This window comes from Streptomyces sp. GMY02 (genome assembly GCF_019056675.1).
Lineage (GTDB): Bacteria > Actinomycetota > Actinomycetes > Streptomycetales > Streptomycetaceae > Streptomyces > Streptomyces odonnellii.
Genome location: NZ_CP077658.1, coordinates 4,415,922 through 4,440,596, shown reverse-complemented (window position 1 = coordinate 4,440,596; position 24,675 = coordinate 4,415,922). Strand labels below are relative to the sequence as shown.

At 71.6% G+C, this 24,675-nt stretch carries 17 protein-coding genes, 2 tRNA genes and 2 pseudogenes; 10 read left to right on the top strand and 11 right to left on the bottom strand.

Annotated features, from left to right (window positions below; translation table 11 throughout):
• Positions 1–101: 101 nt before the first annotated feature.
• The 4 genes from KQY30_RS18600 to KQY30_RS18585 all read left to right on the top strand — a co-directional run bounded on the left by KQY30_RS18600 (position 102) and on the right by KQY30_RS18585 (position 5,036).
• Positions 102–647 (top strand): MarR family winged helix-turn-helix transcriptional regulator, encoded by a 546-nt coding sequence (locus KQY30_RS18600; RefSeq protein ID WP_217307808.1) that lies wholly within the window; start codon positions 102–104, stop codon positions 645–647.
• A gap of 21 nt (positions 648–668) precedes the next feature.
• Positions 669–3,236, top strand: coding sequence for an MFS transporter (locus KQY30_RS18595; protein WP_217307807.1), 2,568 nt, complete (start codon positions 669–671; stop codon positions 3,234–3,236).
• 376 nt (positions 3,237–3,612) lie between these two features.
• Positions 3,613–4,443, top strand: coding sequence for a YceI family protein (locus KQY30_RS18590; RefSeq protein WP_217307806.1), 831 nt, complete (start codon positions 3,613–3,615; stop codon positions 4,441–4,443).
• A gap of 125 nt (positions 4,444–4,568) precedes the next feature.
• A complete protein-coding gene (locus KQY30_RS18585) occupies positions 4,569–5,036 on the top strand; it encodes a PPOX class F420-dependent oxidoreductase (RefSeq protein ID WP_217307805.1) in 468 nt (155 codons plus the stop codon).
• A 60-nt stretch (positions 5,037–5,096) separates the two neighbouring features.
• Here KQY30_RS18585 and KQY30_RS18580 read toward each other — a convergent pair whose 3' ends face one another.
• The 7 genes and pseudogenes from KQY30_RS18580 to KQY30_RS18555 form a co-directional block, all read right to left on the bottom strand.
• A complete protein-coding gene (locus KQY30_RS18580) occupies positions 5,097–6,026 on the bottom strand; it encodes a TetR/AcrR family transcriptional regulator (protein WP_254407621.1) in 930 nt (309 codons plus the stop codon).
• A gap of 251 nt (positions 6,027–6,277) precedes the next feature.
• Positions 6,278–6,442: pseudogene (locus tag KQY30_RS36540) on the bottom strand (MFS transporter); the annotation flags it as partial.
• Positions 6,443–6,656: 214 nt separating this feature from the next.
• Positions 6,657–8,903 carry a glycosyltransferase family 39 protein gene (locus tag KQY30_RS18575; protein WP_217307803.1) on the bottom strand — a complete coding sequence of 749 codons (2,247 nt, stop codon included), beginning with the start codon at positions 8,901–8,903 and terminating at the stop codon, positions 6,657–6,659.
• Positions 8,900–10,330 (bottom strand): bifunctional glycosyltransferase family 2/GtrA family protein, encoded by a 1,431-nt coding sequence (locus tag KQY30_RS18570; RefSeq protein ID WP_217307802.1) that lies wholly within the window; start codon positions 10,328–10,330, stop codon positions 8,900–8,902. The genes KQY30_RS18575 and KQY30_RS18570 overlap by 4 nt, the downstream gene beginning before the upstream one ends.
• Before the next feature lie 26 nt (positions 10,331–10,356).
• A complete protein-coding gene (locus tag KQY30_RS18565) occupies positions 10,357–12,264 on the bottom strand; it encodes a HAMP domain-containing sensor histidine kinase (RefSeq protein WP_254407206.1) in 1,908 nt (635 codons plus the stop codon).
• Positions 12,261–13,016, bottom strand: a complete 756-nt coding sequence (locus KQY30_RS18560; protein ID WP_302185323.1) for a response regulator transcription factor — start codon at positions 13,014–13,016, stop codon at positions 12,261–12,263. Before KQY30_RS18560 ends, KQY30_RS18565 begins: the two co-directional genes overlap by 4 nt.
• A 199-nt stretch (positions 13,017–13,215) precedes the next feature.
• Entirely contained in the window at positions 13,216–14,235 is a 1,020-nt protein-coding gene (locus tag KQY30_RS18555) for an amidohydrolase family protein (protein ID WP_217307801.1), read from the bottom strand.
• A gap of 313 nt (positions 14,236–14,548) precedes the next feature.
• On the opposite strand from KQY30_RS18555, the gene KQY30_RS18550 reads away from it, so the two are divergent.
• Both KQY30_RS18550 and KQY30_RS18545 read left to right on the top strand, forming a co-directional pair.
• The gene (locus KQY30_RS18550) at positions 14,549–14,872 is read left to right on the top strand and encodes a hypothetical protein (RefSeq protein ID WP_217307800.1); all 324 of its coding nucleotides are present in this window, start codon (positions 14,549–14,551) and stop codon (positions 14,870–14,872) included.
• An 11-nt stretch (positions 14,873–14,883) separates the two neighbouring features.
• A pseudogene (locus tag KQY30_RS18545) lies at positions 14,884–15,390 on the top strand (GntR family transcriptional regulator); the annotation flags it as partial.
• Positions 15,391–15,439: 49 nt separating this feature from the next.
• Here KQY30_RS18545 and KQY30_RS18540 read toward each other — a convergent pair.
• The gene (locus KQY30_RS18540; RefSeq protein WP_217307799.1) at positions 15,440–16,216 is read right to left on the bottom strand and encodes a hypothetical protein; all 777 of its coding nucleotides are present in this window, start codon (positions 16,214–16,216) and stop codon (positions 15,440–15,442) included.
• Positions 16,217–16,345: 129 nt separating this feature from the next.
• Entirely contained in the window at positions 16,346–16,813 is a 468-nt protein-coding gene (locus tag KQY30_RS18535) for a hypothetical protein (protein WP_217307798.1), read from the bottom strand.
• A gap of 266 nt (positions 16,814–17,079) precedes the next feature.
• On the opposite strand from KQY30_RS18535, the gene KQY30_RS18530 reads away from it, so the two are divergent.
• Positions 17,080–17,520, top strand: coding sequence for a hypothetical protein (locus KQY30_RS18530; protein WP_217307797.1), 441 nt, complete (start codon positions 17,080–17,082; stop codon positions 17,518–17,520).
• Position 17,521: 1 nt separating this feature from the next.
• On the top strand, positions 17,522–18,106 hold the full coding sequence (locus KQY30_RS18525) for a toll/interleukin-1 receptor domain-containing protein (RefSeq protein ID WP_217307796.1): 585 nt from the start codon (positions 17,522–17,524) through the stop codon (positions 18,104–18,106).
• Positions 18,107–18,254: 148 nt separating this feature from the next.
• Here the strand turns inward: KQY30_RS18525 and KQY30_RS18520 are convergent.
• Together KQY30_RS18520 and KQY30_RS18515 are read right to left on the bottom strand one after the other, a co-directional pair.
• Positions 18,255–18,327 (bottom strand) — tRNA-Arg (locus KQY30_RS18520).
• A 173-nt stretch (positions 18,328–18,500) separates the two neighbouring features.
• Positions 18,501–18,591, bottom strand: a tRNA-Ser gene (locus tag KQY30_RS18515).
• Positions 18,592–18,871: 280 nt separating this feature from the next.
• Here KQY30_RS18515 and KQY30_RS18510 point away from each other — a divergent pair.
• Together KQY30_RS18510 and KQY30_RS18505 are read left to right on the top strand one after the other, a co-directional pair.
• Positions 18,872–19,501: an SSI family serine proteinase inhibitor gene (locus KQY30_RS18510; protein WP_217307795.1), complete on the top strand. Its 630-nt coding sequence runs from the start codon at positions 18,872–18,874 to the stop codon at positions 19,499–19,501.
• A gap of 316 nt (positions 19,502–19,817) precedes the next feature.
• Positions 19,818–24,479: a PAS domain-containing protein gene (locus KQY30_RS18505; protein WP_217307794.1), complete on the top strand. Its 4,662-nt coding sequence runs from the start codon at positions 19,818–19,820 to the stop codon at positions 24,477–24,479.
• The last annotated feature ends 196 nt before the right edge of the window (positions 24,480–24,675 follow it).

Below are 24,675 nucleotides of genomic sequence, written 5' to 3'. Positions count from 1 at the left end.
GTTCCTTTACCCCCACTCCACCCGATTTCGCTTGCCTGTAGCAACCAATGACTTCTATGGTTTCATGGTTGCCCCAAGCAACAAGGTATCGGGAGGGTCCCATGGCCGCTCAGAGTCAGTACGCGGAACTGGCCCGGCAGCTCAGCGCCGTCGGCGCCGTCAAGCGTGGCCTGGAACGCATCCTGCCGGCCGACTGCCCGGGCGGCTCCGCCACCGTACTGACCATGCTCGACCGGCATGGCGAGATGCGGATGAGCCGCCTCTCGGAGCTGCTCTCCGTCGACATGTCGGTGACCAGCAGACATGTCGCCCACGCCGCGGAGCGCGGCTGGATCGAACGGTCCCCGGACCCCGACGACAAGCGCTCGCGCATCCTGCGGCTGACCCCCGCGGGACAGGACCTGCTCGACGAGCTGGCCCGGCGGACGACCGAGATGTTCGCCCGCACGCTCGACGACTGGACCGACGAGGAGGTCGGGCAGCTCAGCGCGCTGCTGGACCGGCTGCGCCGCTGCTTCGACGACCGCAGGGACCGGCGTCTCGAAGGCTCGTACGCCCTGACACCCCCACCCCCGGCCCGGCAGCACGCGGGCATGCGGCAGGAAGCGCCCGTACGGCACGACACGGCCGTACGGCAAGAGACGTAACGACGTAAGGCAAGGAATCCAATGGCTACGACCACACCAGCGGGTGTGCGGGGCGGCCACGCCAAGCATGGAGGCGGCCCCGCCGCCGCGCCCGTCGCACCCGGCGCCCCGATGACACACCGTCAGATCATGGAAGCCCTCTCCGGGCTGCTTCTGGGCATGTTCGTCGCGATCCTCTCGTCGACGATCGTCTCCAACGCCCTCCCCGAGATCATCTCCGACCTCGGCGGCGGACAGAGCGCCTACACCTGGGTGGTGACCGCGTCGCTGCTGGCGATGACGGCGACCACCCCGCTCTGGGGCAAGCTCTCCGACCTCTTCAGCAAGAAGCTCCTGGTCCAGATAGCCCTGGTCATCTATGTCGCGGGCTCGGTCGTGGCCGGTCTCTCGCAGAACACCGCGACCCTGATCGCCTGCCGGGTGGTCCAGGGCGTCGGGGTCGGCGGACTCTCCGCCCTCGCCCAGATCGTGATGGCCGCGATGATCGCGCCTCGCGAGCGGGGCCGCTACAGCGGCTACCTCGGCGCCACCTTCGCCGTCGCCACCGTCGGCGGCCCGCTCCTCGGCGGTGTCATCACCGACACCCCGTGGATGGGCTGGCGCTGGTGCTTCTACGTCGGCGTGCCCTTCGCCGTCATCGCGCTGATCGTGCTCCAGAAGACCCTGAAGCTCCCGGTCGTCAAGCGCCAGGTCAAGGTCGACTGGGCCGGTGCCTTCTTCATCAGCGCGGCCGTCTCGCTGCTGCTGGTCTGGGTCACCTTCGCAGGCAACAAGTACGACTGGATCTCCTGGCAGACCTACGCCATGGTCGGCGGCTCGGTCGCGCTCGGCCTGCTCTTCGTCCTCATCGAGACGAAGGCGAGCGAGCCGATCGTCCCGCTGCGCCTCTTCCGCAACCGTACGATCACGCTGGCCTCGCTGGCCTCGCTCTTCGTCGGTATCGCGATGTTCGCGGGCACGGTCTTCTTCAGCCAGTACTTCCAGCTCGCGCGCGACAAGTCACCGACGATGTCCGGGGTGATGACCATCCCGATGATCGGCGGTCTGTTCATCTCGTCCACCGTCTCGGGCCAGATCATCACCAAGACGGGCCGCTGGAAGGCCTGGCTGGTCAGCGGTGGCGTGCTGGTGACCGCGGGGCTCGGCCTGCTGGGCACGATCCGGGTCGACACCCCGTACTGGCACATGGCCGTCTACATGGCGCTGATGGGCCTCGGCGTCGGCATGATGATGCAGAACCTGGTCCTCTGCACGCAGAACCAGGTCGACCCGCAGGACCTCGGCGCCGCCAGTTCCGTCGTCACCTTCTTCCGCTCACTGGGCGGCGCGGTCGGTGTCTCGGCGCTGGGCGCGGTGCTCGGCAACCGGGTCACCCACTACGTCAAGGACGGTCTGGCCGACCTCGGCCCGCAGGGCGCGGCGCTCGGCCACGGCGGTACGGGCGGCGGCTCCATCCCGAATCTGGACACGCTGCCCGGCCCGCTGCGGAGCGTCATGGAGGCGGCGTACGGACACGGTGTCGGCGATGTCTTCCTGTACTCGGCACCAGCGGCGCTGGTCGCCCTGCTGCTGACGCTGTTCATCAAGGAGGTCGCGCTGAAGACACGGTCGGGCGGCGAGGCGGCCGCGGCTTCCGCGGCGGCTGAGGCGCCGGGGACGCCGGGGGCGGTCGAGGCTGCGGTGACTGCCGGTGCTCCCGTGGCGGTCGAGGCTCCGGTGGCTGCTGAGGCTCCGGTGGCCGTGGGTGCGCCCGCAGCCGCCGCGACCGCCGTGATACCCGCGCAGGCCGGCGCGCCCGCGGAGGCCGTGTCCGCGTCGGTGTACGGGACCGCCGTACGGGGCGTGGTGCGCGGTGCCGAGGCCGCCGCGGTGCCCGGCGCGGCCGTCACCCTGATCTCCCTGGGCGGACGCCAGCTCGCCCGCTCGGTCGCCCAGCCCGACGGCGGCTATGCCCTGGACGCCCCGGGCCCCGGCTCGTACGTCCTGATCGCCTCCGCCGACGGCTTCCAGCCGCAGGCGTCCACGGTCGTCGTCCGCGACGAGCCGCTGGCGTACGACATCCTGCTCTCCGGTACGAGCGGCCTCGCCGGGTCCGTACGGGCCGCGGACGGCGGGCTGCCGGTCGAGGGCGCGATGGTGATCGTCACCGATGTGCGCGGCGATGTGCTGGCCACCGGAAAGTCCACGGAGCAGGGCGAGTTCGTGTTCGGCGAGCTGGTGCCCGGCTCGGTGACCCTCGCGGTGAACGCCACCGGCTTCCGGCCGCTGGCCCTGCCCGTGGAGATCGGCGGCCAGGGTGTGACCCGTATCGAGGCGCTCCTCCAGTCCGGCGCCACCGTCCAGGGCACGGTCAGGGCCGGTGCCGACCGGCGGCCCGCGCCCGACGCCCGGGTGACGCTGGTCGACGCGGCGGGGAATGTCGTCGCCACCGCGACGACCGGGGACGACGGGGCGTACGCCTTCGCCGACCTGGACGCGGGCGAGTACACGGTCATCGCGACCGGCTACCCGCCGGTGGCCGGCGCGCTGACCGTGACCGGGCGCGGGTTCGACGGCTACGACATCGAACTCGCCCACCCCGGCGAGTAGGCCGGGCGCGCGGGCAGAGTTCGCGGGCAGAGTTCGCGGGCTGGGCGAGCAGGCCGGGCGCACGGGCGCCGTCCGTCGTACGGGATACGGCGGGCGGCGCGCGGGACCCCTGGGCGGCGCGGCGTTCCGGGCCCTGTCCGGGCGGACAGGGCCCAGCGGAGGCGCCGGGCCGGCCCAGTGCGGAGGGCCCCGGTGGGGGGCGGCGGGCGGGGACGGTCCGTATGCCCGCAACCACCGGGGCCCGGTTGGCCGTTGACAGTACGAGCACGGCTCGTTGACAGTGCCAGCGAGCAGAAACACCGGGCGGAACAGACCGGGCGGAAGCCCGCTCAGCAGAGTCAGCACAGACAGCGGCAACAGCAGAGAGGTAAGCGCGATGGGGCTTCGCGGACAGGTACGGACGCGGGACGGCTGGGCCGTCCAGCACGCGGTCGTGACCATGACCGATATGACCGGCGCCCAGGTGCTGCGTACCGGCGCCGAGGAGGACGGCAGCGTCCGGTCCGACGTGGCGCTGGCGCCGGGTCCGTACACCGTCATCGTGACGGCCGTCGGTTACGCGCCCGTCGCCTCCACCGCGCTGGTGACACGGAGCGGGCGTGCCGAGGTCGGTACGGTCGTACTGGCCCGGCAGGGCGGCGCCGAGCTGCCGCCGCCGGGTGCCTGGAGCCTGGACCCGGCGCACTCGTCGGTCGGCGCGGTGGCACAGCACCTCGGGATCTCCAGCGTGCACGGGCGGTTCAAGGAGTTCGGCGGCCGGATCGAGATCGCCGGCGACGCGGCGGGCGGGTACGAGGAGTCGCGGGTGGAGGCGGTCATCGCCGCGGCGAGCATCGACACCGGGAACGCGTTGCGCGACAAGCACCTCAAGTCGCCCGACTTCCTGGACGTCGAGCGCTTCCCCGAGATCACCTACAGCAGTACGGGACTGACCCCGGCCGGCCCCGACCGCTGGACGGTGCACGGGCGGCTCTCGCTGCACGGTGTCGTCCGCGAGGTGGATCTGCACCTCAGCTATCTGGGCACGGGCCCCGACCCGTGGGGCGGCGAGCGGGCGGCCTTCCACGCGACCACCGAACTGAGCCGCGAGGACTTCGCCATGAACTACAACCAGGTGGTACGGGCGGGCGTCGCGGCGATCGGGACGACGCTACGGGTGGAGCTGGACATCCAGGCGGTACGGGGGGAGAGCCTGCCGGCCGTGTGAGCGGCAGGGGCGCGGGGTGTGGGCCGGGGGCGGGGACTGGGCTGTGGGCCGGGCCGGGGGTGTGCGCGCTCCGGGCCGGGGTGTGCGCTCCGGGGCGGGCGGCGGTACGTCGTAGGCTGCGGACCATGGCACCCAACATCGCAACGAACACCCCCGTGAACCGCGACGAGCTGCTGGAATTCGTCCGCCCCCGGCACCGCGCGATCCTGCTCACCACCCGCTCCGACGGCCGTCCCCAGGGCTCCCCGCTCACCTGCGGGGTCGACGACTCCGGCCGTATCGTCGTCTCCACGTACCCCGAGCGCGCCAAGACGCGCAACGCCAAGCGGGACGAGCGGGTGAGCCTGATCATCCTGTCGGACGAGTGGGACGGGCCCTGGGTGCAGATCGACGGCACCGCCGAGGTGCTCGACTCGCCCGAGTCGGTCGAGCCGCTGGTGGAGTACTACCGGAACATCGCGGGCGAGCACCCCGACTGGGCCGAGTACCGCGAGGCGATGGTGAAGCAGGGGAAGTCCATCATCCGCGTCACGCCGGAACGCTGGGGTCCGCTCGCGACGGGCGGCTTCCCGGCGCGACTGGCACCGCAGTAGCCCGACGGCGGGCCTGCGCGGCAGCGGGCCTGGGGCGGCCGGCCTTCGTCGACGTACCGCTCAGCCGCGGGCGCGCATCGCCTCGATGCCCGCGATGAGCAGTTCGACCGCGAACGTGAAGTCCCGCTGGCGCATCTCCACCACCGTCTCGCCGCCGCGCGCCGCCATGATCTCGTCCGCGTTCCCGAACGACGCCTTGAACCGCGGCTGTTCGCCGACAGCCCCGATCGCCTGCTGGTAGTACTCGTCCTGGCTCACACCCGCGTCGGCGCAGCGCTGTACGAAATGGCCCTCGATCGTGCCGAATCCGTACACGAACTGGAAGACCGCGGAGATCGCGCCCATCTGCCCGTGCGTCGCCAGCCCCGTACGACGGACGACCGCCCGGACGGCGGCGGAGAAGGCCATCGAATGCGGGCCGATGTTCAGGTACTTGCCGATGAGCGGTGAGACCCAGGGGTGGTGGACGAGTACGGTCCGGTAGCTGGCGGTCAGTTCGCGGAGCTGGTCGCGCCAGTCGGCGGCCTCGTCCGTGAGATCCGGTACGCGGACCTCGCCGAAGACGCGGTCCAGGGCGAGTTCGAGCAGATCGTCCTTGGTGTCCACGTACCAGTACAGGGACATGGCGGTCACACCCAGCTCGGCGGCCAGACGGCGCATGGAGAACTTGGCCGCGCCCTCCGCGTCGAGCAGCCGTACGGAGACGGTGGTGATGCGGTCGCGGTCAAGCCCGCCGTGCTGATCGGAGGACCCGGCGGACCGGACGGACCGGGCGGACTGGCCGACGGGCCGACGGAAGTCCTCGTCGGCTGCCCGCTCGGCTGTCCCCTCGGTTGTCCCTTCGGCCTTCCCCCCGGCGGACCGGTGCGCGGACCGCTCGACGGACCGGTCGGCTGAACGCTCGGCGGACCGGTCGGCGGACCGGTCGGCGGACCGGTCCGTGCGGTCCCCTTTGCGGCCCCGGCCGGCCGGCTTGCCCTCCAGCCACACGCTGGTACGGGTCGGCCGCTTGGCCCGATCGGCTTCCGGCGCCATGGGTGAGCCTCCTCGGTTCCCTCCGGCCGGACGGTGACCGGACTCCTGTTGCCTGCCCGCGTTTTACCCACCCGCGTCGCCTGCCCGGCGCCGGCCGTCACCGGCTCCGGTGGCCGGGCGACGGGCGGCCCGCCGCCGGGAACCGGAAGCCGGGGTCCGGAGTCGGGGTCCGCGGTCGGGGTCCGGAGGTCCGGCCTCAACCGATGCTATGCCGCCCCCGGGTGAGAGTCTGCCCGCTCGGCCCCGCGCAGCAGCAACGCGGCCGGCAGTCCGCCCGCCGGTACGGCCACCCCGCCGGCGAGCCGACTCGTTCCCCGACCGGAGGCGAACGCCTCGGAAATCCGCGCCCGTTCCGCCTGCCCGTACGCAGAACGCGCGTCCAACAGGACGTACCCCGGCACGAACTGACGGATGGCGCCGCGTCAGCAGAACGAGTGACCCGCTCATGCGGCACGAAGCGCCGGTCGCGGAGGAGCGGACGTCCTGGTGCGGTGTACGGGACTGGTCGCAGGTCGCCGTACACCGCACAAGAACCCTCTTGACCTGGTGAGTCGAGGCCCGATGGGTCAGGCGCGCCCCGACGCGTCAGGAGGCCCTCTGGGTCAGGTCGTAGAGCGTCGTACCATCCACGGTGACCTTCTTGAAGGTGGCCTCGACCCAGGTGGTGATGGCGGAGTTGCCGCCGCCGGGGCCCCCGCCGCCGAAGCCTCCACCGCCGCCTGCGCCTTCGCCGCCCGGTCCGCCGCCCGAGAGGAAGTAGTGGATCCTTCCGTCGGTGACGTACTGCTTGAACTGGGCGAGGGTCGGGGACGGGTCGCTGCCGTTGAAGCCGCCGATCGCCATGACCGGCTTCTCGGTGGCGAGTTGATAGCCGGCGGCGTTCTGGGAACCGATGGCGGCGGCGATCCAGGTGTAGTCGGAGGCGTTCCGCGTCAGGGCCGACCCGACCTCGGAGCTGACGCTCGGGCCGTTGAGGAGACCACCCATGCCACCGCGACCGCCGCCGGCACCCGGGAACCCTTCGGGCATGGCGTTCCAGCGGCCGTTCCCCTGGCCGGTCGGGGGCTGACCGTTCTGCTGGGTGGGCCAGGCCTGTCCGCCACCGACGGCCGGGGGCTGGCCCTGACCGGGTACCTGCCCCTGGCCCGGTACCTGCCCCTGGCCCGGTGCCTGCCCCTGACCGGGTGCCTGGCCTGTGCCTCCGCCCTGGCCCGGTGGGCGCGTTCCGCCGCCACCGCCGGGCCCTCCGCCACCGAATCCGCCGCGCGCCGACGCGGGCCCCGCCGTGACGATCGAGCCCACGTGCGGCGTGTTCACCGTGGACAGGGTGTACGCCAGCGGCCCTGCCAGTGCGGCCGCCGCCCCGGCCCCGGCCGCCGCCAGCGCGACGCGCCGCCCGAGCCGTACCGTACAGACCAGCCCCACCGCCGCCGCCAGACCGCCGATCAGCACGGCCCAGCGCAGCCACGGCAGATAGTCCGGGGTCCGGCCGAGCAGCACGTACGACCAGAGCGCCGTCCCCGCCGTCGTCAGCCCGAGCGCCGCGGAGGCCGGGAGCCGGGAACGTTCCTCCCACAGGACCGTGGCCCCCATCCCCACCAGGGCCGCGATGTACGGAGCCAGCGCGACCGTGTAGTACTCGTGGAAGATCCCCGCCATGAAGCTGAAGACCCCGACGGTCATCAGCAGCGACCCGCCCCACACCAGGAACGCCGAGCGCGCCGTGTCCGTACGCGTGCTCCGCCGGGTCACCACCAGACCCACGGCCAGCAGGAACAGCGCGGCTGGCAGCAGCCAGGAGATCTGGCCGCCGACACTCTCGTTGAACATCCGGCCGATCCCGGACTCGCCCCACCGGCCCCCGCCCATGCCACCAGGAACACCGCCAAGACCGCCGCCCGGACCCCCACCTGAACCGCCGCCTGGACCGCCGCCGACGCTTCCGGCCTCGTCGCCGTTGAGCCGGCCGAGGCCGTTGTAGCCGAAGGTCAGCTCAAGGAAGGAGTTGGTCTGCGACCCGCCGATGTACGGCCGTGAGGCCGCCGGCCACAGCTCCACGATCGCGACCCACCAGCCCCCGGAGACCACCACGGCGAGCCCGGCGAGCGCGAGCTGGCCGAGTCTGCGCCGTACGGACACGGGCGCGCACACCCCGTACACCAGGGCGAGCGACGGCAGGATCAGAAAAGCCTGGAGGGTCTTCGTCAGGAAGGCGAAGCCGACCGCGATCCCGGCCCACACCAGCCACTTCGTACGCCCGGCCTCCAGCGCCCGCAGCACGCAGTACACGGTGACGGTCATCAGGAGGGCGAGCAGGGCGTCCGGGTTGTTGAAGCGGAACATCAGCGCGGCGACGGGCGTCAGAGCCAGCACCACGCCCGCGGTCAGCCCGGCGGTGGCGCCGAAACGGCGGCGTACCGCCGCGTACAGCACCGCCACCGTCCCGGCGCCCATCAGCACCTCGGGGACCAGGATCTGCCAGGACCCCAGCCCGAAGAGCCGTACGGACAGGGCCATCGGCCAGAGCGCGGCCGGGGGCTTGTCGACGGTGATGGAGTTCGCGGCGTCGGAGGAGCCGAAGAAGAAGGCCTTCCAGCTCTCGCTGCCGGCCTGGACGGCGGCGGAGTAGAAGGAGTTGGCGTAACCGGAGGCGCTCAGGTTCCAGAGCTGGAGCAGTACGGTCACCAGGAGGAGGGCGAACAGGGCGGGGCGCACCCACGGGGCGTCTTCGAGCCTGCCCCGCCAGAACCGGGCGGCACGCCCGGTGCGGCGATGATGACGCCCGTCCACGCCGGCCGTCGGAAGCCCGTCGGGCTGAAGGATCACGGTCATCGGGCGTCCGCTTCCTGGTCGTCGGTAGGGGAGGGCTGGTGCGGGGCGGTCGGCCGGTGCGGGGCGGTCGGCGGGTTCGGGGAGGCGGGCTGGTCCGTGCCGGAGGGCCGGTCTGCGGAGTCGGCGTGGTCCGGGCCGAAAGGCCGGTCCGGGGCACAGGTCTGGTCCGTGCCGCAGGGCTGGTCCGTGCGGCGGTCCGGGAAGACCCAGGCACGCAGCAGGAGGAAGCGGAGCACCGTCGCGGCAAGGTTCGCGGCGACCAGCACGGCCAGCTCCGTGGAGTGCGCGGGGGTACCGGAGGCCGCGTCCAGAGCCGCCAGCGAGCCGCTGGTCAGCGTGAGTCCGATCACGAAGACGACCAGGCCCTGGGCCTGATGGCGCAGGGCGCGCTCCCGGCCCCGTACCCCGAAGGTGAGCCTCCGGTTGGCCGCCGTGTTGGCGATCGCGGAGACCAGCAGCGCAGCCCCATTGGCGAGTTGTGGACAGGCCATGGTGCGGAAGAGCGAGTAGAGCAGAAGATAGAAGAGCGTGGACAGGGCGCCCACGAAACAGAAGCCGACAAGTTGCCTGGCGAGACCGCCAGGAACTCCCCTGATCCGGCGATCCCTCGGGTCATCCCCGAAGGGCCGAGCCAGCCGGTCCAAAGGCAGCGCCCCCACCGCCAATGCCCGCCCCACACGCCAGACCCCTTTGAGATCCTCGATCGCCGTGCTGACGATGTGCACACGGCTGTCGGGGTCGTCCACCCAATCCACGGGCACCTCGTGGATCCGCAGTCCTGCGCGTTCGGCGAGCACCAGCATCTCCGTGTCGAAGAACCATCCGGTGTCCTCGACCATCGGCAGCAGCCGTTCGGCGACCTCACGCCGTATGGCCTTGAAACCACACTGCGCGTCGCTGAAACGCGCGGAGAGAGAGGACTTGAGGATGAGGTTGTACGCCCGCGAGACAAACTCGCGCTTGGGACCGCGCACGACGCGGGAGGAGCGGGCCAGCCGCGACCCGATCGCCAGATCGGAGTGCCCGGAGATCAGCGGCGCGACCAGCGGGAGCAGCGCGTTGAGGTCGGTCGACAGGTCCACGTCCATATAGGCCAGGACGGGCGCGTCGGAGTGCGACCAGACGGTACGGAGCGCCCGGCCGCGGCCCTTCTGCTCCAGGCGGTATGCCCGTACCTCGGGGATCGTCTCGTCGAGCCGCCCCGCCACTTCCGGGGTGCGGTCGGTGCTGGCGTTGTCGGCCACGGTGATGCGGAAGCTGTAGGGGAAAGTGCGGACGAGATGGGCGTGCAGGCGTCTCACACAGGGTTCGAGGTCCTGCTCCTCGTTGTAGACCGGAATCGTCACATCGAGCACCGGAGCATCGGTCACCTCGACCGGGACATGTTCCCGGGCGGGGAGCGTGCTCCATGGGGGGTCGGTTCGCATGCCGTCGACACTCGACGGGCGGGCTGTCACGCCAGTGTGGTGAGGCTGTGACCTGCCTGTGAGTCAGTACGGGATCGCCGGGGCCCGCCCTGCGCGGAAGGTCGGCACGGAGTGGAGCACGAGGCGGAACATGAGGTCAGGCACGGGATCGGGCACTGGGTCGGGCACGAGGTGGAGAGGGCCGGAAGGTGTACGGCGAAGACGGTCCGGCCGGGGACGCTCCGTACGCCCACGGTGCCGCCGTGCGCGGTGACCACCGCCTGGACGATCGCGAGGCCGAGCCCCGTGGAGCCAGCCGCGCGGGAGCGCGAGGCATCGCCGCGGGCAAAGCGTTCGAAGACATGCGGAAGGAGCGCGGGCGGAATTCCAGGCCCGTCGTCCTGGACTTCGAGAACGACGGAGGAGCGGGGGAAGGGGGTGGGGGGTAGGGGGGCCGGGAACTGAGCGTCGTTCTTGGGCGCGCGAACGCCCGTGGGGACGCCTGCGGGCACGCGGTCCCCTCCGGGTGCCTGGTCGCATCTGCGGACGCGTGCGGTGACCGTCGTACCGGGAGGTGTGTGCGTACGGGCGTTGGCGAGCAGATTGACGAGCACCTGCTGAAGCCGGGCGCCGTCGCCGTGCACGGTGGCGGGAAGCCCGTCCGGTTCCGGCAGTTCAAGGTGCCAGTGATGGTCCTGGCCCGCGGCCCGGGCATCGCTCACCGCGTCCACCACAAGTCCGGCGAGATCGGTGCTCTCATACGAGAGCGGGCGTCCGGCGTCGAGCCGTGCCAGCAGAAGGAGGTCCTCCACCAGGCCGGTCATCCGTTCCGCCTCGGACTCGATCCGGCCGAGAGCGTGCCGGGTGTCGGGGCCGGTCTCCTCGCGACCGCGCCGGGTGAGTTCGGCGTACCCGCGGATCGAGGCCAGCGGTGTCCGCAGCTCATGGCCCGCGTCGGCGACGAACTGCCGTACGCGCATCTCGCTCTCCTGCCGGGCGGCGAGCGCCGAACCGACATGCCCCAGCATCCGGTTGAGCGCGGCGCCGACCTGTCCGACCTCGGTACGAGGGTCGGCCTCGGCGTCCGGAACGCGTTCGAGCGGCGCCACCTCCCCGCTGTGCAGCGGCAGTTCGGAGACGCGGGTGGCGGTCGTGGCGACCCGCCGCAGCGGCCGCAGCGCGACCCCGGCCAGGGCGCCGCCCGCGATCCCCGCGGCGAACAGTCCCGCCACGGTGACACAGATCTCCACCAGCACCAGGGTGTTAAGGGTGTTCTGCACCTCGGTGAGCGGGACGCCGACCAGGAAGCGGCCGTTGCTGCCGGTGATGTACTCGATCCGGTAGTCGCCACGGCCGGACAGGGTGACGGTGTGCGGGCCACCGTCGCGCGGGACGGTGGCGAGGACAGCGGTCTCGGCGCGGGTGAGCGGCTGATCGGCGATCGGACGCCAGGATTCCTCGGAGTCCTGCTGAATGCTGACGACGGCCCGGCCGATGGCACCGCTGCCGGTCACCTCCGCGCCGACGGTCCCGATCGGCGCGCCGCCGCCGGTCACGATCCGCAGCGGGTCCTTGCCGCCGGGGGGTTCGACGCCGGGCAGGTCCGGCACGTCCGGGGCACCCGGCTTTTCGTTCAGCGCCCCCTTGTCGACCGGGTCCTCGCCGGCCGGGTCCTCACTGGCCGGCCGCTCGTCGAGCGGCGCCGCTTTCGGGGGCCCGGCGGCCCGGGTGGCGATCGCTCGTACCTGCCCGTCCAGTTGGTCGTACAGGTACGAGCGGAACGCGATGGTCGTCACCGCCCCGATGACCGCCGCCACCACCGCGATCAGTGCAACCGCCGAGACCACGAGCCGGGTGCGCAGGGACCACCGTCGCCGGGGCGCCCCCCTTCTGCTCCCTCTCCGCAGCCCCTGCTTCCCCGTCCCCTTCTCTCTTGCCCCTTTCCTCGTCGTCATCGTGGTGCGTCACCCGGCTCGCCGGGCTTGATCAGATAACCCGCCCCCCGCCGGGTGTGGATCATCGGCGGGCGTCCGGCGTCGATCTTCCGGCGCAGATAGGAGATGTACAGCTCGACGACATTGGCCTGGCCACCGAAGTCGTACGACCAGACCCGGTCCAGGATCTGCGCCTTGCTCAGCACCCGGCGCGGATTGCGCATCAGATAGCGCAGCAGCTCGAACTCGGTCGCGGTGAGATGGATGGACTCCCCGCCACGGCTGACGTCGTGGCTGTCCTCGTCCAGGGTCAGATCGCCGACGACCAGCAGCGACTCACTGCGGACGGCCGCCGCGCCGGACCGCCGTATCAGTCCGCGCAGCCGGGCCACGACCTCCTCCAGGCTGAACGGCTTGGTGACATAGTCGTCGCCGCCCGCGGTCAGCCCGGCGATCCGGTCCTCCACGGCGTCCTTCGCGGTGAGGAAGAGCACAGGCACCTGCGGCAGTTCGCGCCGTAGCCGCCCCAGCACGGCCAGCCCGTCCATATCGGGCAGCATCACATCGAGCACCACCGCGTCGGGCCGGAACTCCCGGGCGGACCGCACCGCGCCGGATCCGTCACCCGCGCTGCGCACCTCCCACCCTTCGTAACGCAGCGCCATGGACAGCAGCTCGGTGAGCGAGGTCTCGTCGTCGACAACCAGAACGCGGACGGGAGCGCCGTCCGGCCTGAGCATTTCGGTGCGCCCACGGGGCGAGGTGATGGTCATGCTGCTCAACCCTGCGGAGGGCCTCTGAGAGCGCTCTTGCCGGACCCTGTGAATTCCCTGAGAAACGTTCCGAAGGCACCCGGGGCCGGGCTCGGGGCCCAGACCAGAACCACCACCGCGGGCCGGGCCCGAACCGCGTCCTGGGTCCTGGCCCCTCAGCCCGCCCTCACCCGGCAACCCGCGTCACCCAGCGGGCCCCTCACCCAACCTCCAGCGCGAAGAGCCGGGCTCCGTTCTCGTAACAGACCGCGCGCAGCCAGTCGTTGCCCAGCTCCAGCCGTTCCAGGGCCTCAAGTTGGTGGAGGTACGGGTACGGAATGTTCGGGAAGTCGCTTCCCAGCAGGATCCGGTCCCCCAGGTCGGCGAGCCGCCCCCGCGCCACCCGGGGAAAGGGCGCGAAGCGCTCGCTGAAGTCGGTGAACGCCATGGTCGTGTCCAGCCTGACCTCCTCGTACCGCTCGGCCAGATCCAGGAAGTCGGTGTACTCCGGCATCCCGAGATGCGCCACGACCAGCGGCAGCCGCGGGTGGCGCGCAAGCAGCCGGCCGACCGGTCCGGGCCCGGTGTGCTTGCCGGGCACGGGCCCGGAGCCGCAGTGCACGACCACCGGCACCCGGGCCTCGGCGAGCAGCCCCCAGACCCGGTCGAGCCGCTCGTCGTTCGGGTCGTACGCCCCCACCTGCAGATGCGCTTTGAACACCCGCGCCCCGCCTTCGACGGCCTCCCGTACGTACGCCTCGACGCCGTCCTCGGGAAAGAACGTCGCGGTCGACAGACAGTCGGGCGTGCGAGCCGCGAACTCGGCGGCCCACCCATTCAGCCACCGCGCCATGCCCGGCTTGTGCGGATAAAGCATCGAGGTGAACGCCCGCACCCCGAACTCCCGCAGCAGCGCAACGCGTTCGTCCTCCTCGTGCCGATAACTGATGGGCCACTCCATCCCGGTGAGCGGCCCGACAGCATCGAAATAGGCCCACACCTTCGCCAGCACCCGCTCGGGCATGAAGTGCGTATGCACATCAACCAGCCCAGACACCCCAACCCGCCCCAAAAACCCCCGCACGCGAGCGCTCTCATGCCTGTCCACCCAGGGATTCCCCTTCCGCTGCACAGACGACCCCCCTCCCCGACGGCCTACCCGGTCGGAACTCTGCCGGAATCCAGCAATGCCCACCGGCGCGTCGCCTGCCATCATCCGCTTCGGGGGGGGGGCGGACATGGCGAAGTTCAGGAGCAAAGCCGTACGGGCGCGCAGAGCGCAGCGCCGCAAGGCAGCGGCCACCCGCGGGAACGCGTACCGCGCGCCGGCCGAATCCCAGGGAGCCGAGGACGTCTCTCCCGCAGGGAGGGAGCAGGTCATACGGCGGTTGCGTCTCGCGGCAGGCAGTACCCCCAGAGGGCCCATGCGCCGACTCTGGTGGTGGTGCGCGGCGTTGTTCTTCTCGACGGCAACCGTGGTGCTGGGCATGTTGAGCGCCTCTGCGCTGGAGTGGGCGGGGGAACCCGGCGTGCTGACAGCACATGAATGCCACATGGAAAAGAGCAACAAGGGCAGCGAAAGCAGGGTCTGTTCCGGCACCTTCGTCTCGCGCGACGGCCGACTGGTCAACACGAAGGCAAGAATGACCTGGCCGGGAGCAAACGCCGGGGACCGGATCGCGGTCAGGTCAGTGGTGCTCGGCGGCTACGTGGAAGAGAGCGGGGACAGCGCGGCGCTGGCAGTCACGCTCACCAGCGTGATGGCCGCTGTGTCGATGGGCTCGGCCTTCGCCGGTCTCCCCTGGAGCCACCAGAACCACCTCATCGCCAAACTGCCCCGCTGGGCTTTCGCACAGTGCGCGAAGTGGTGGTCGTAAGGGGTACGCAAGACAGGTTCGCCCGGCGCCATCGAGAAAAGGGCAAGTCCGCCTTCATCGTCGAGGCCGACGCCGCCGACAGTCGCCCAGAGGTGGACAACCTGGAGGTCAGGGAGGAGCGCCCGAGCCCGGACATCTCCGCCCGGCTGGGTGCCCCGCGACGGGTACTGGCCCGGCGTCGCCGTTATCTGCTGGACGGTCGCCCCGTCGAATTCGCCGTGTCGTACCTACCGCTCGACCTGGCCCGTGACACCCCGATCGCCCAGCCCAACCCGGGCCCCGGCGGTATCTATGCCCGGCTCGAAGAACTCGGCCACCAACTGGACCACTTCGACGAGGAGATCCGTGCCCGAATGCCCTCGCCACAGGAGATCAAGATGCTCCAGCTCGCCTCTGGCGTGCCCGTGATCCATCTGATCCGCACCGCATACGACACAGAGGCGCGGCCAGTGGAGGTCTGTGACACGGTCATGGCTGCCGACGCGTACGTCCTGAACTACCACCTACCAGCGAACTGACCGCGCCCGCCGCTCCGGTCAGAAGTTGTCAAGGTAAGCGCGGGGGTGGTCAATTTGGCCGTCGTCGGCGCCGTACGAGATACGCCGAGCCCGCTCCGACGGCGACGACCGCACCGCCCGCCAGGACGATCAGAGGGAGGTCGGAGGAAGAACCGGTGGGAGGTGGGGTGTAAGAACTGCCCTTTTCCCACGGCGGCAGTTTGCCGCTCAGGTCGCCGGCGACTTCACGGTTGGATCCATCGTCTTCCTCGATGTCGAAAGCCTCACCGATGCCCTTCCTGAAGCACGCGCCCGCGTCGCCGGGGCGTTCGGTGTCGACGCCATAACTGCCGTGTCCGTCCGACTCCGATGTGCTCAGGTCGGGGAAGGACTTGTCGACGGCCAGCCGGACATGAAAGGTCAGGGTCTCGCCGGGATCCAGGTCGAACGAGCCGTGGGGACTGTACGAACTCAAGTCGGCGTCTTTGTCGTTGCTGAAGGCGAGATCCCTCCATTCCCCGGATGCCGGATCCTGCCGCTGGACGTGGATGAAGCGCGGATACGACGACGCCTCCTTGTGGAGGCGAACGGTGACGCCTTCCAGAGCGACCGTCTCCGAGGGGTTCCAGACCTTGAACGAGAAGTCGTGCCAGCGGTTGTCCGCGCGGATGAACCGTTTGTAGTCCACGAAGTCCACGCCCAACTTCGTGTCCGGGGCGCAGTCGCGCGAAGGAGAGGGCGTCACGGGCGTTACCGGCGTCGGTGAGTCGGTGGTGCAGCCGGTGGTGCCGATCAGCAGGGCCGCCGGGATTGCGGCGACGGCGACGAGCGTGTGCCGGGACCTCATGAGTCGGACCTCACGTGAAGGGGCAGCGGACGTCTGTGTGACCACTGGACCGCCCCGACAGTTGTGCCGCCCGCCACCGGTCCTGGACCTGGGATCGAGGCTGAGCCAGGCCGACAGGGTCCCGGCGGATCACACGCTCAGCGTGCCCGCGAAGAGAAGTACGTGCACGGCCGCGAACACCAGAGGCACAATCCGTTCGGACGCACCGAGCTGGGCGTAGTGATTGCGCCGCCCGGTGACCGGATCGGTCGTCAGGGCCTCCCACTCATCGGCGAAGATCTTGACGGGGAGGTGCTCTTCCATTTTGTTGATGCTTCTGAACTTGGCGGCGTTGACATCCCGGTAGCTGCGGAGCTGCAACCACCACGTGGCTGACAGCGTGATGCCGGCCAGAGCCATGGCGAGCGGTGCCCACCAGGGGGAGTCCGCGAGTTCTGGGAATCCTATGGCGACCAGGGCAACGAATGCGGTCTGGACGGAAAGGAAAAAGCCGTTGGCGGTTCCGCGACGCGCGGAGACCCGGTCGGCCATTTCCACGGCGAGCTTGTAGAGCTCAAGGACCTCCGCCCGGCGGTCCGGATCAGAATCCGGAGTCATCGCCCGCCTCCTACAGGAGTGTCAAGGCCACCAACCCATGTCCACCGGTCGGCGTTTGCCCCCAAGTCGGCGAACACCCACTGCGTCATGGCACTTCCTCCCCCGGTAGAGGTGCTTGCGGCGGATGGTAGTTGTGACCGACGGCGCCTGTCCTCGGTATCCCAAGATCGCTATTCGTCCCTCCCGCGTACGTCCGGAATACGACCGAGTGCCGGGATTATGGATCAAGGCTCCTGGCAAGAACGAGGGCGACAGGGGGAGGAATCATGCATCACAACTCGAACAATCTGTTCGTCGACGCCTACCTTGCTGACGGCAGGGGCGTCCGCTTAGGCATCGCGGCCGGGGACGCCCTCGTGCGTCAGGACGGCACGATCATGCAGTTCAGCCTGGCCCACGCCGACGGCTCCGCCGCGGGGAACTACATCCTCGATGAACACGGGGCGGACGCCTACGACCGGGCGGAAAGGATCGCCAAGATCTGCCTCAGGTACGGACTCACTCTGGCGGAGGGCAGGTATCTGGCCAAGAAGGGGCTGACGAGGCCCGAGCATTTCGCGCAGTACGTCGTGAAGCACGAAGTCAATACCGCGGTCGTGGACGTACTCGCCAGTTGGGCCCGGAAGTTTTTCCACCACGACGACCACGGCTACTACGACATGGCCAGCCAGGAACTCGTCTTCCGCGGCGTCTTCCAGGAGCCGTAGAGTGGATGACATTTTCGTCTCCTACACGGAGAAGGACGTCGCCTGGGCCACCTGGATCGGTGAGGTCATAGAGGCCGCCGGCCGGACCTGCGCTCTCCAGGAATGGGACTCGCTTCCGGGTGGAAACTTCGTCGTCTGGATCAACGAGCAGTTGTCCCGCGCGCGTTGGGTCATGCCTGTCTACTCCCCCGCCTACTTCACATCGAAGTGGTGCACGACGGAATGGACATCGGCAATGGCCCGCGCGGAGCTTCTGCCGGTCATGGTCGAGCCCTGTACCGTTCCTGCGGTGCTTTCCGCCATCACGTACGCGAACATCTCCGCCGCAGACGAGACGACCGCACGGGAGAACCTCATCTATGCCATCCGGGCGCAATCTCCGCCCAGAAAGGCGAAATTCGGATTCCCCGGAAAGAAGACTGCGCCACCTCAGCAGGCTCCCGACGAGAAAGCCGTCGTCGGGGCACGGTGGGCCAAGATCGCCGGAGCCCTCACCGTGGGCATGACACTGCCCGAAGCCCGCACCGCGACCATCGCCGCCGTCACGGCGTCGGACGATGACGACGACTTCGACGACTCCGACTGACGCCGCCGAAACGTAAGCCCTGGTAGGTACGCGCTGCGCGTGGAGCGGCCCTGTCCCCCAGGCTGGGTGCGCTCTGCGCGCAGCGCATGGGTTCAAAGCGAAAAGCCAGAGGCCCTGTGGATCTCTCCACAGGGCCTCTGGTCTGCTGTGCACTCGGCAGGATTCGAACCTGCAACCTTCTGATCCGTAGTCAGATGCTCTATCCGTTAAGCTACGAGTGCTTGGCGTTCCGGGCTTTTGGGGCCGGGCCGCGCTGCGAGAACAACAGTACATGACCTGCGGCGTCAGGTGAAATCCATTCCCCGCACCCGCCCTGACCTGCGGAAACCAATGGAATCGGGCCGGAAACGGCCGAAGCCCCGGCCGGGGTGGCGGGGCTTCGGTGATCTCTGCGCGGAGGCGGAGGGATTTGAACCCTCGATGGGCTTTAAGGCCCAAACCGCATTAGCAGTGCGGCGCCATAGACCGGACTAGGCGACGCCTCCAGCATCACCCGCGCGTGCGCGAGTGGTGTGCAGATGATGACACAGCCAGGTGCGGTGTCACCAATCGCTCCTCACGGTACTAGGCAGGTGGGGCGGAGAGCAAAGCCCTTCCGGGTGCGCAACGCCGGGGCTCGGCGCGCGTTAGAGATGTCAGGGATGCCGGGGAGCCGTTCCCCGGATCCGTCGGCCGTTCGGCACTCGGCCGTCGGCCGTCATCCGTAGTCCGGGCCCGCGGCCCGTGTCCCGTGCGGCCCGCGCCCGTACCCCGCCAGGAGCCTCCATGTCCCGTCGCCCCGTCCTCACCGCCGCCGTCTCCCTCGCCGCGGCCGCCGCCATGCTCGGTGCCCTCGCGCCCGCCGCTCTCGCCGGGCCCTCCTCCGCCCCGGCCCGCGCCCTGCCGACGAACGCCTCCGCCCCGGCCTCCGCCCTGTCGGCAAACGTCTCCATCCCGGCCCGCGCCCTGTCGGCGAACGCCCCCGTACCGGCCTCCGTACCGTCGACGGACGCCCCCGTTCCGCTGCCGCCCCTGGAGGCCGCCACCGATGTGGCCGCCACCGACGGGCCGGCCAAGCTGGACGGGCCCGCCGAGTTGACCGTCGGCGTCGCGCACACCGGGGTCGCGGGTGAGGACGGTACGTACAAGCTCACCTGCGGGCCGGCCGGCGGGACTCATCCGCGGGCGCGGGCCGCCTGTGACCGGCTCGCCGAGCTGGCCGGTGCCGGGCAGGACCCGTTCGCGCCGGTGGCCGCCGGCGCCATGTGCACCATGCAGCACGGCGGCGACGCGACCGCTCGTATCACCGGCACCTGGCGCGGCCACCGCGTCGACGCGGCCTTCAGCCGGAAGAACGGCTGCGAGATCGCCCGCTGGCGCACCCTGGAGCCCGTCCTCCCCAAGGCCGGGCTGTAGGGCACGCCGTCGAACAGCCGGGCGGCCCCGACACGCCGCCCCGCGACATGCCCCGTACAGCCGCCCTGTCACGCGCCGTACAGCCGCCCCGGACCCCGTCCCGGACACGCCCCGTAAGGAAAATCCCGAGAGATCCCGAGAGTCCCGAGCCCATTCCGGGGTCATTCGCACAGAACCCTCATGAGGGCTCCGGCTCATCCGCCGCCGCGGTCACCTCCCCAGCCCTTAGACTCCCTCCAGTGACATGCCGGGACCCGGGAGGCAAGATGGGTGCGGCCGTCCGCAAGGTGCTGTGGGCCAGGGAGGAAGCGTCGTCGTGAGCAGCAGGCCATCCCGAGGCGCTGCTCGCCTCGCGGCGATACTCGACGCACTCCCCGACGGCTTGGTGCTCGTCAACGCCAATGGCACGGTCGTCAACGCCAACACCATCGCGCTGGAGATGTTCGAGACCCCCGGCACCGCGCTCGTCGGCCGCGGGCTGCTCGATCTGCTGCCCCAGTTCGACTCCAAGCTGATCCCCGGCTCGATGCGCCGCCCCGACACCGCCGACGCGCGCGGCCGTACGAAACCGACGCGCATGATCGCGCGGCGCACGGACGGCGGCGAGTTCCCGGCCGAGGTCACCAGCGCGAGCCTGGAGGACGGCAGGGACGCGTACAACGACTCCCACAGCTACACCGGCGACGAGCTGCTGATGCTGGTCGTACGGGATCTGTCCGGCACCGTCGACACCGAGGCCGAGCTGGCACGCTCGCAGCGCCAGACCGAGATGATCCTGCGGGCCGCGTCCGAGGGCGTGGTCGGTACGGACACCGAGGGCCGGGTCGTCCTCGTCAACCCCGCCGCCGCGCAGATCCTGGGCTTCCGCGCCAGCGACCTCGGCGGGCATCAGCTCCACCCGCTGATCCTGCACTCGCGTGCGGACGGCGAGCCGTTCCCGTACGAGGACTCGCCGCTCGCCGACACGCTCAGGTCGGGCCGCAAGCACCGGGTGCGCGGGCAGGTGCTGTGGGCGAAGAACGGCAAGCAGGTGCCGGTCGATCTGACGACCGCGCCGGTACGGGACGGCGACCAGCTCGTCGGCGCCGTGATGACCTTCACCGACCGCCGCCCGTACAACGACCTCACCGACCGGCACACCGCGGAGCTGGCGGAGGCCGCCGAGCGCCACACCGCCGAGCTGACCGCGACGACCGAACGCCTCACCGGCGAGCTGACCGGTACGCGCGACCGGCTCACCGCCGAGCTGGCGGAGGCGGCCGAACGCCACGCGGCCGAGCTGGCGGACCGCAGCGACCGGTACGCGGCCGAGATCGAGGAGCTGACGGAGCGGTACGGGGAGCTGGCCGGCCGGCACTCCCAGCTCACCGCCGTCCTCGGCGAATCCCTGCGCGGCCCGCTGGAGGAGCTGCGCGGCGAGCTGGGCACGCTCGCCGCGGACCCCGCCGGGCAGCTCTGGCCCGAGGCGAACCAGATCCTGCACCATCTCGCCGCCGGATATGCCCGGATGACGACGCTTGTCGACAACGTCCTCGGCTATCAGCGGCTGGACGCCGGCACGGAACAGCTCACCAAGACGAACGCCCTGCTCGACGCGGTGGTCGCGGCCGGGGTGGAGGGCGCGATCGAGCTGATCGGGCCGGGGCGGGCGCAGTTCGCGGTGCACGCCCCGCCGATCGAGGCCGAGGTGGACGGGGCGCGGCTGGCGACGGCGCTGGCGCACCTGGTCGCGGATGTGGCCGGGGTCGACTCGACCGGCCGGGCGCGGCTGGTGCCGGGCGGCGGATATGTCGACTCGACGATCGTGGTGGCCGCGGCGCAGCGCGGCGATGTCGTACGGATCGAGGTACGCGGGCCTTTCGCGGGCGGCGATCCGGTGCATGAGCCGATCGTGCGAGGAATCGTACGAGCACACGGTGGCGTGTTGCAGACGCACGAGATGCCGGGACTGGGCGGCAGCGCCTATGTGCTGGAGCTGCCGCTGGGCGAGGGCGCGGGTACGGTGCCGCCGCCCGCCCCGGCACCGGCGGAGGCCCAGCCCGCGCTGCCCGCGCAGCAGGGTCCCGGCACGTCGGGCGGCGGCAGGCGGCGCGCGCGGCGGGCGTCGACGGACGCGTTCCTGGACGGGCCGGGCGAGGAGGTCGCCGGGGAGCCCACGGGACGGCGCCGGGCACGGTCGGCCGAGACGGGCGCGGCCTTGGCGGAATCCGGTACGTCGGGCGGATCCGGCGCGTCGGGCGTTCCCGGTACCGAGGGGTCGCGCGAGCCGGCCGCGGCGCAGGACACGACCGGGGGCGGTGGCGGTACCGGCGGTGGTACGGGGCGCCGGCGCGGGCGGCCGAGTCCCGCGGAGGAGACCGGGGGCGGGGCGCCGGGGACCGGTTCCGCCGTCGCTCTGCCCGCCGCCGCGCCGTCCGAAGGGTCGGTCGTGACGGCCGCCGAGGGCGCGCGTCCGACCGGGCGGGCGGCGCTCGGTCAGGCCGTACCGCCGCAGGGTGTGCCGGTGGACGCGGCGGCCGGTACGGGACGCCGGGCGCGGCACGGCGGACAGCGGGCGCTTCCGGCGCTGCCCGCCGCACCAGTACCAGCACCGGCATCAGCAGCACCCGTACCCCAGCAGCCTTCCGTGGTGCCCGCGCCTCTGGCGGCCGGGCCCGGGGCGGCCGCGGCACCGGTCGTACCGCCGTCGCCTGCGCCGGTCGCACCGCAGATCCCGGCGCCGATGCCGGCCCCGGTGCCCGGCCCCGTGCCGAACCAGCCTTCCGCGCCGACGCCGACGCCTCCACCCGCGTCCGTTCCGGCTCCCACGCCGCTGCCGCCCGCGCAGCCGGTCCCCGGACAGCAGCTACCGGGGCAGCAGCCACCAGGTCAGTCATTGCCCGGACAGCCGGTTCCCGCCGGGGCGCAGGCCCCCGGGCGCCGTGCCCGGCGGGCGCTGGCTCCCGCGCAGGAACGGCATGCCGGGTCCGCGCCGACGGCCGAAGCGGACGGAGCGCGCAGCGCGTTCGCCCTCCCGCCCGCCGCCGCCGACCGCGCCCCGGCTCAGGCCCAGGCACCGGCCGCCGCGCCGAGCCGGCCGACCGCCCCGGACGCCTCGCTTCCGGGCCGCCACGACGCCGTACGTACCGAACCGGACGCCGACCACACCCCGCCGCAGGCCCACCCGCTGCCCTCGGGGCGCCGCCGTGCCGGTACGGGTGGTACGGGCGGTACGGGTGACATGCCGGCCGCACCGCCCGAGTGGCCCGGGGCCGCCGGGAGCGCGGACGGCCGTACGAGCAGCGGCACCGGCGCCATGCCCGTCGACCCGAGCGGCTGGGGAGGACCCACATCGGGCGCGGGCCCGGTGCCCGGTGCCCCGGCCCCCGACAGCCCGATGTCCAACGGCCAGGGCATGCCCACCACTTCGGGCTTCGGCATGATGTCCGGCCCTCCCGGCTGGCCGGACGACCCACGCACCGGCGGCGCGGGCGCGGACGGACGTACCAGCGGTGATACGGGCAGCACCCCCGCGGCACCGCCCGCCCCAGGCGCACCTGGCGTCCCCGGAGTCCCACCTGTCCCGCCCGTGCCCGTCGCTCCGGGCGAGTCCGCCGTCACCGACCCCCGGCGTGGCGCGCATCAGCCACTGCCGCCCGCCCAGCCGCTCCCCGAAGAGGCACCGCTCTCGCCGGACTCCACCCAGGGGCGCGCCTTCAGCGTGCGCACCCTCGGCCAGGGCGTCCCCTTCGCACAGCAGCTCATCCCACCGCAGCCCCAGGCCCAGCAGCCTCAGCAGCCGCAGGCCCCCCAGGCGTCCCAGCCGCAGCAGCCCCTCCAGCCCCAGCAGGCGCACCAACCCCCGCAGCCCCAGGGGCAGAACCCCGGCCAGCTCCCCGCGACGGCCCCCGGCCGCCGCCGCAAGCTCGGCACCCCGCCGACCGACAGCGACGAGCGCGCCGAGGCGACCGCCAGGGCCGAGGCGGGCACCGGGCCGCACCCCCAGTCCCCGCCGCCCCCGCAGGCCCATCAGCCGCAGCACCCTCAGGGCCCCGCGCAGCCGGCGCCCCAGGGCGGCCGCCCGGCCCAGCCCGGTCCCGCCCAGCCCGGCGGCTCGCAGGGCGGTTCGCGGATGCACTCCGTCCACCCCGAGGGCCGTTCGTACGCGATCGGCGCGCCCGACGAGGGCGCCGAGGGCCCCGAACCGCTGGACGGCCCCGGCGGCGCCGTCGAGGTGGCCAACCGCCCGCAGCCCCGCCCCGTCGACGACGAACTCCCGCCGGAGCCGCTCGACAACCCCCGCCGTCTGCTCGTCTGGCCCGCGCCGGACGTCGCCACCCAGCAGGCGCTCAGCGACCGCGGCTACCGTCCGGTGGTCGTGCACTCCCGCGAGGAGGTCGACGCCCAGATCGCCGCGTTCCCCGCGGCCCTGTTCGTCGACCCGCTGACCGGCCCCATCACCCGTACCGCCCTCCAGTCGCTCCGCCAGGCCGCGGTCGCCGCCGAGGTCCCCGTACTGGTGACGGCGGGTCTGGGCCAGGCCACCCGCGAGGCGGCGTACGGTGCCGACCCCGCCGTACTCCTCAAGGCGCTGGCGCCGCGCGACAGCGAACAGCACCCGTCCCGCGTCCTGCTGATCGAGGAGCACGAGGAGATCGCGTTCGCCCTGACGGCCACGCTGGAGCGCCGCGGCATGCAGGTCGGCCGCGCGGCCACCGACGACGAGGCCGTCGCCCTCGCGTCCCAGATGCGGCCGAACCTGGTCGTCATGGATCTCATGCAGGTACGGCGGCGGCGCGCGGGAATCCTCGACTGGCTGCGCGCGAACGGCCAGTTGAACCGGACGCCCCTGGTCATCTACACCTCGGCGGGCATCGACCGCGCGGAGCTGCCGCGGCTCGTGTCGGGGGAGACCGTACTGTTCCTCGCGGAGCGGTCGACCAGCACCGAGGTCCAGTCCCGGATCGTCGAGCTGCTCGCGAAGATCGGGACAAACTGACGACCGGGACGGACTGAAGACCGGGACGAACTGAGAACCGGGGACGGACTGAAGACCGGGACGAATCAGGCCCCCGGCGGACAGGACCCACTCGTACGGGCAGGGAGGCCGGGCGCGCCTTCGCAGGCGCCCCGGCCCATCGCCCCGGCCCATCGCTCCGGCCCCTCGTCACGCCGACGCCGTCACGCCCACGCCG

What these genes read in the sequence shown, in the direction of transcription:
- KQY30_RS18555 (WP_217307801.1), bottom strand. Translation starts at nt 14,235, where the DNA reads ATGTCCGCCCCCCCCCCGAAGCGGATGATGGCAGGCGACGCGCCGGTG.
- KQY30_RS18540 (WP_217307799.1), bottom strand. Translation starts at nt 16,216, where the DNA reads ATGAGGTCCCGGCACACGCTCGTCGCCGTCGCCGCAATCCCGGCGGCC.
- KQY30_RS18585 (WP_217307805.1), top strand. Translation starts at nt 4,569, where the DNA reads ATGGCACCCAACATCGCAACGAACACCCCCGTGAACCGCGACGAGCTG.
- KQY30_RS18590 (WP_217307806.1), top strand. Translation starts at nt 3,613, where the DNA reads ATGGGGCTTCGCGGACAGGTACGGACGCGGGACGGCTGGGCCGTCCAG.
- KQY30_RS18560 (WP_302185323.1), bottom strand. Translation starts at nt 13,016, where the DNA reads ATGACCATCACCTCGCCCCGTGGGCGCACCGAAATGCTCAGGCCGGAC.
- KQY30_RS18535 (WP_217307798.1), bottom strand. Translation starts at nt 16,813, where the DNA reads ATGACTCCGGATTCTGATCCGGACCGCCGGGCGGAGGTCCTTGAGCTC.
- KQY30_RS18530 (WP_217307797.1), top strand. Translation starts at nt 17,080, where the DNA reads ATGCATCACAACTCGAACAATCTGTTCGTCGACGCCTACCTTGCTGAC.
- KQY30_RS18570 (WP_217307802.1), bottom strand. Translation starts at nt 10,330, where the DNA reads ATGCGAACCGACCCCCCATGGAGCACGCTCCCCGCCCGGGAACATGTC.
- KQY30_RS18565 (WP_254407206.1), bottom strand. Translation starts at nt 12,264, where the DNA reads ATGACGACGAGGAAAGGGGCAAGAGAGAAGGGGACGGGGAAGCAGGGG.
- KQY30_RS18600 (WP_217307808.1), top strand. Translation starts at nt 102, where the DNA reads ATGGCCGCTCAGAGTCAGTACGCGGAACTGGCCCGGCAGCTCAGCGCC.
- KQY30_RS18550 (WP_217307800.1), top strand. Translation starts at nt 14,549, where the DNA reads ATGGAAAAGAGCAACAAGGGCAGCGAAAGCAGGGTCTGTTCCGGCACC.
- KQY30_RS18575 (WP_217307803.1), bottom strand. Translation starts at nt 8,903, where the DNA reads ATGACCGTGATCCTTCAGCCCGACGGGCTTCCGACGGCCGGCGTGGAC.
- KQY30_RS18595 (WP_217307807.1), top strand. Translation starts at nt 669, where the DNA reads ATGGCTACGACCACACCAGCGGGTGTGCGGGGCGGCCACGCCAAGCAT.
- KQY30_RS18510 (WP_217307795.1), top strand. Translation starts at nt 18,872, where the DNA reads ATGTCCCGTCGCCCCGTCCTCACCGCCGCCGTCTCCCTCGCCGCGGCC.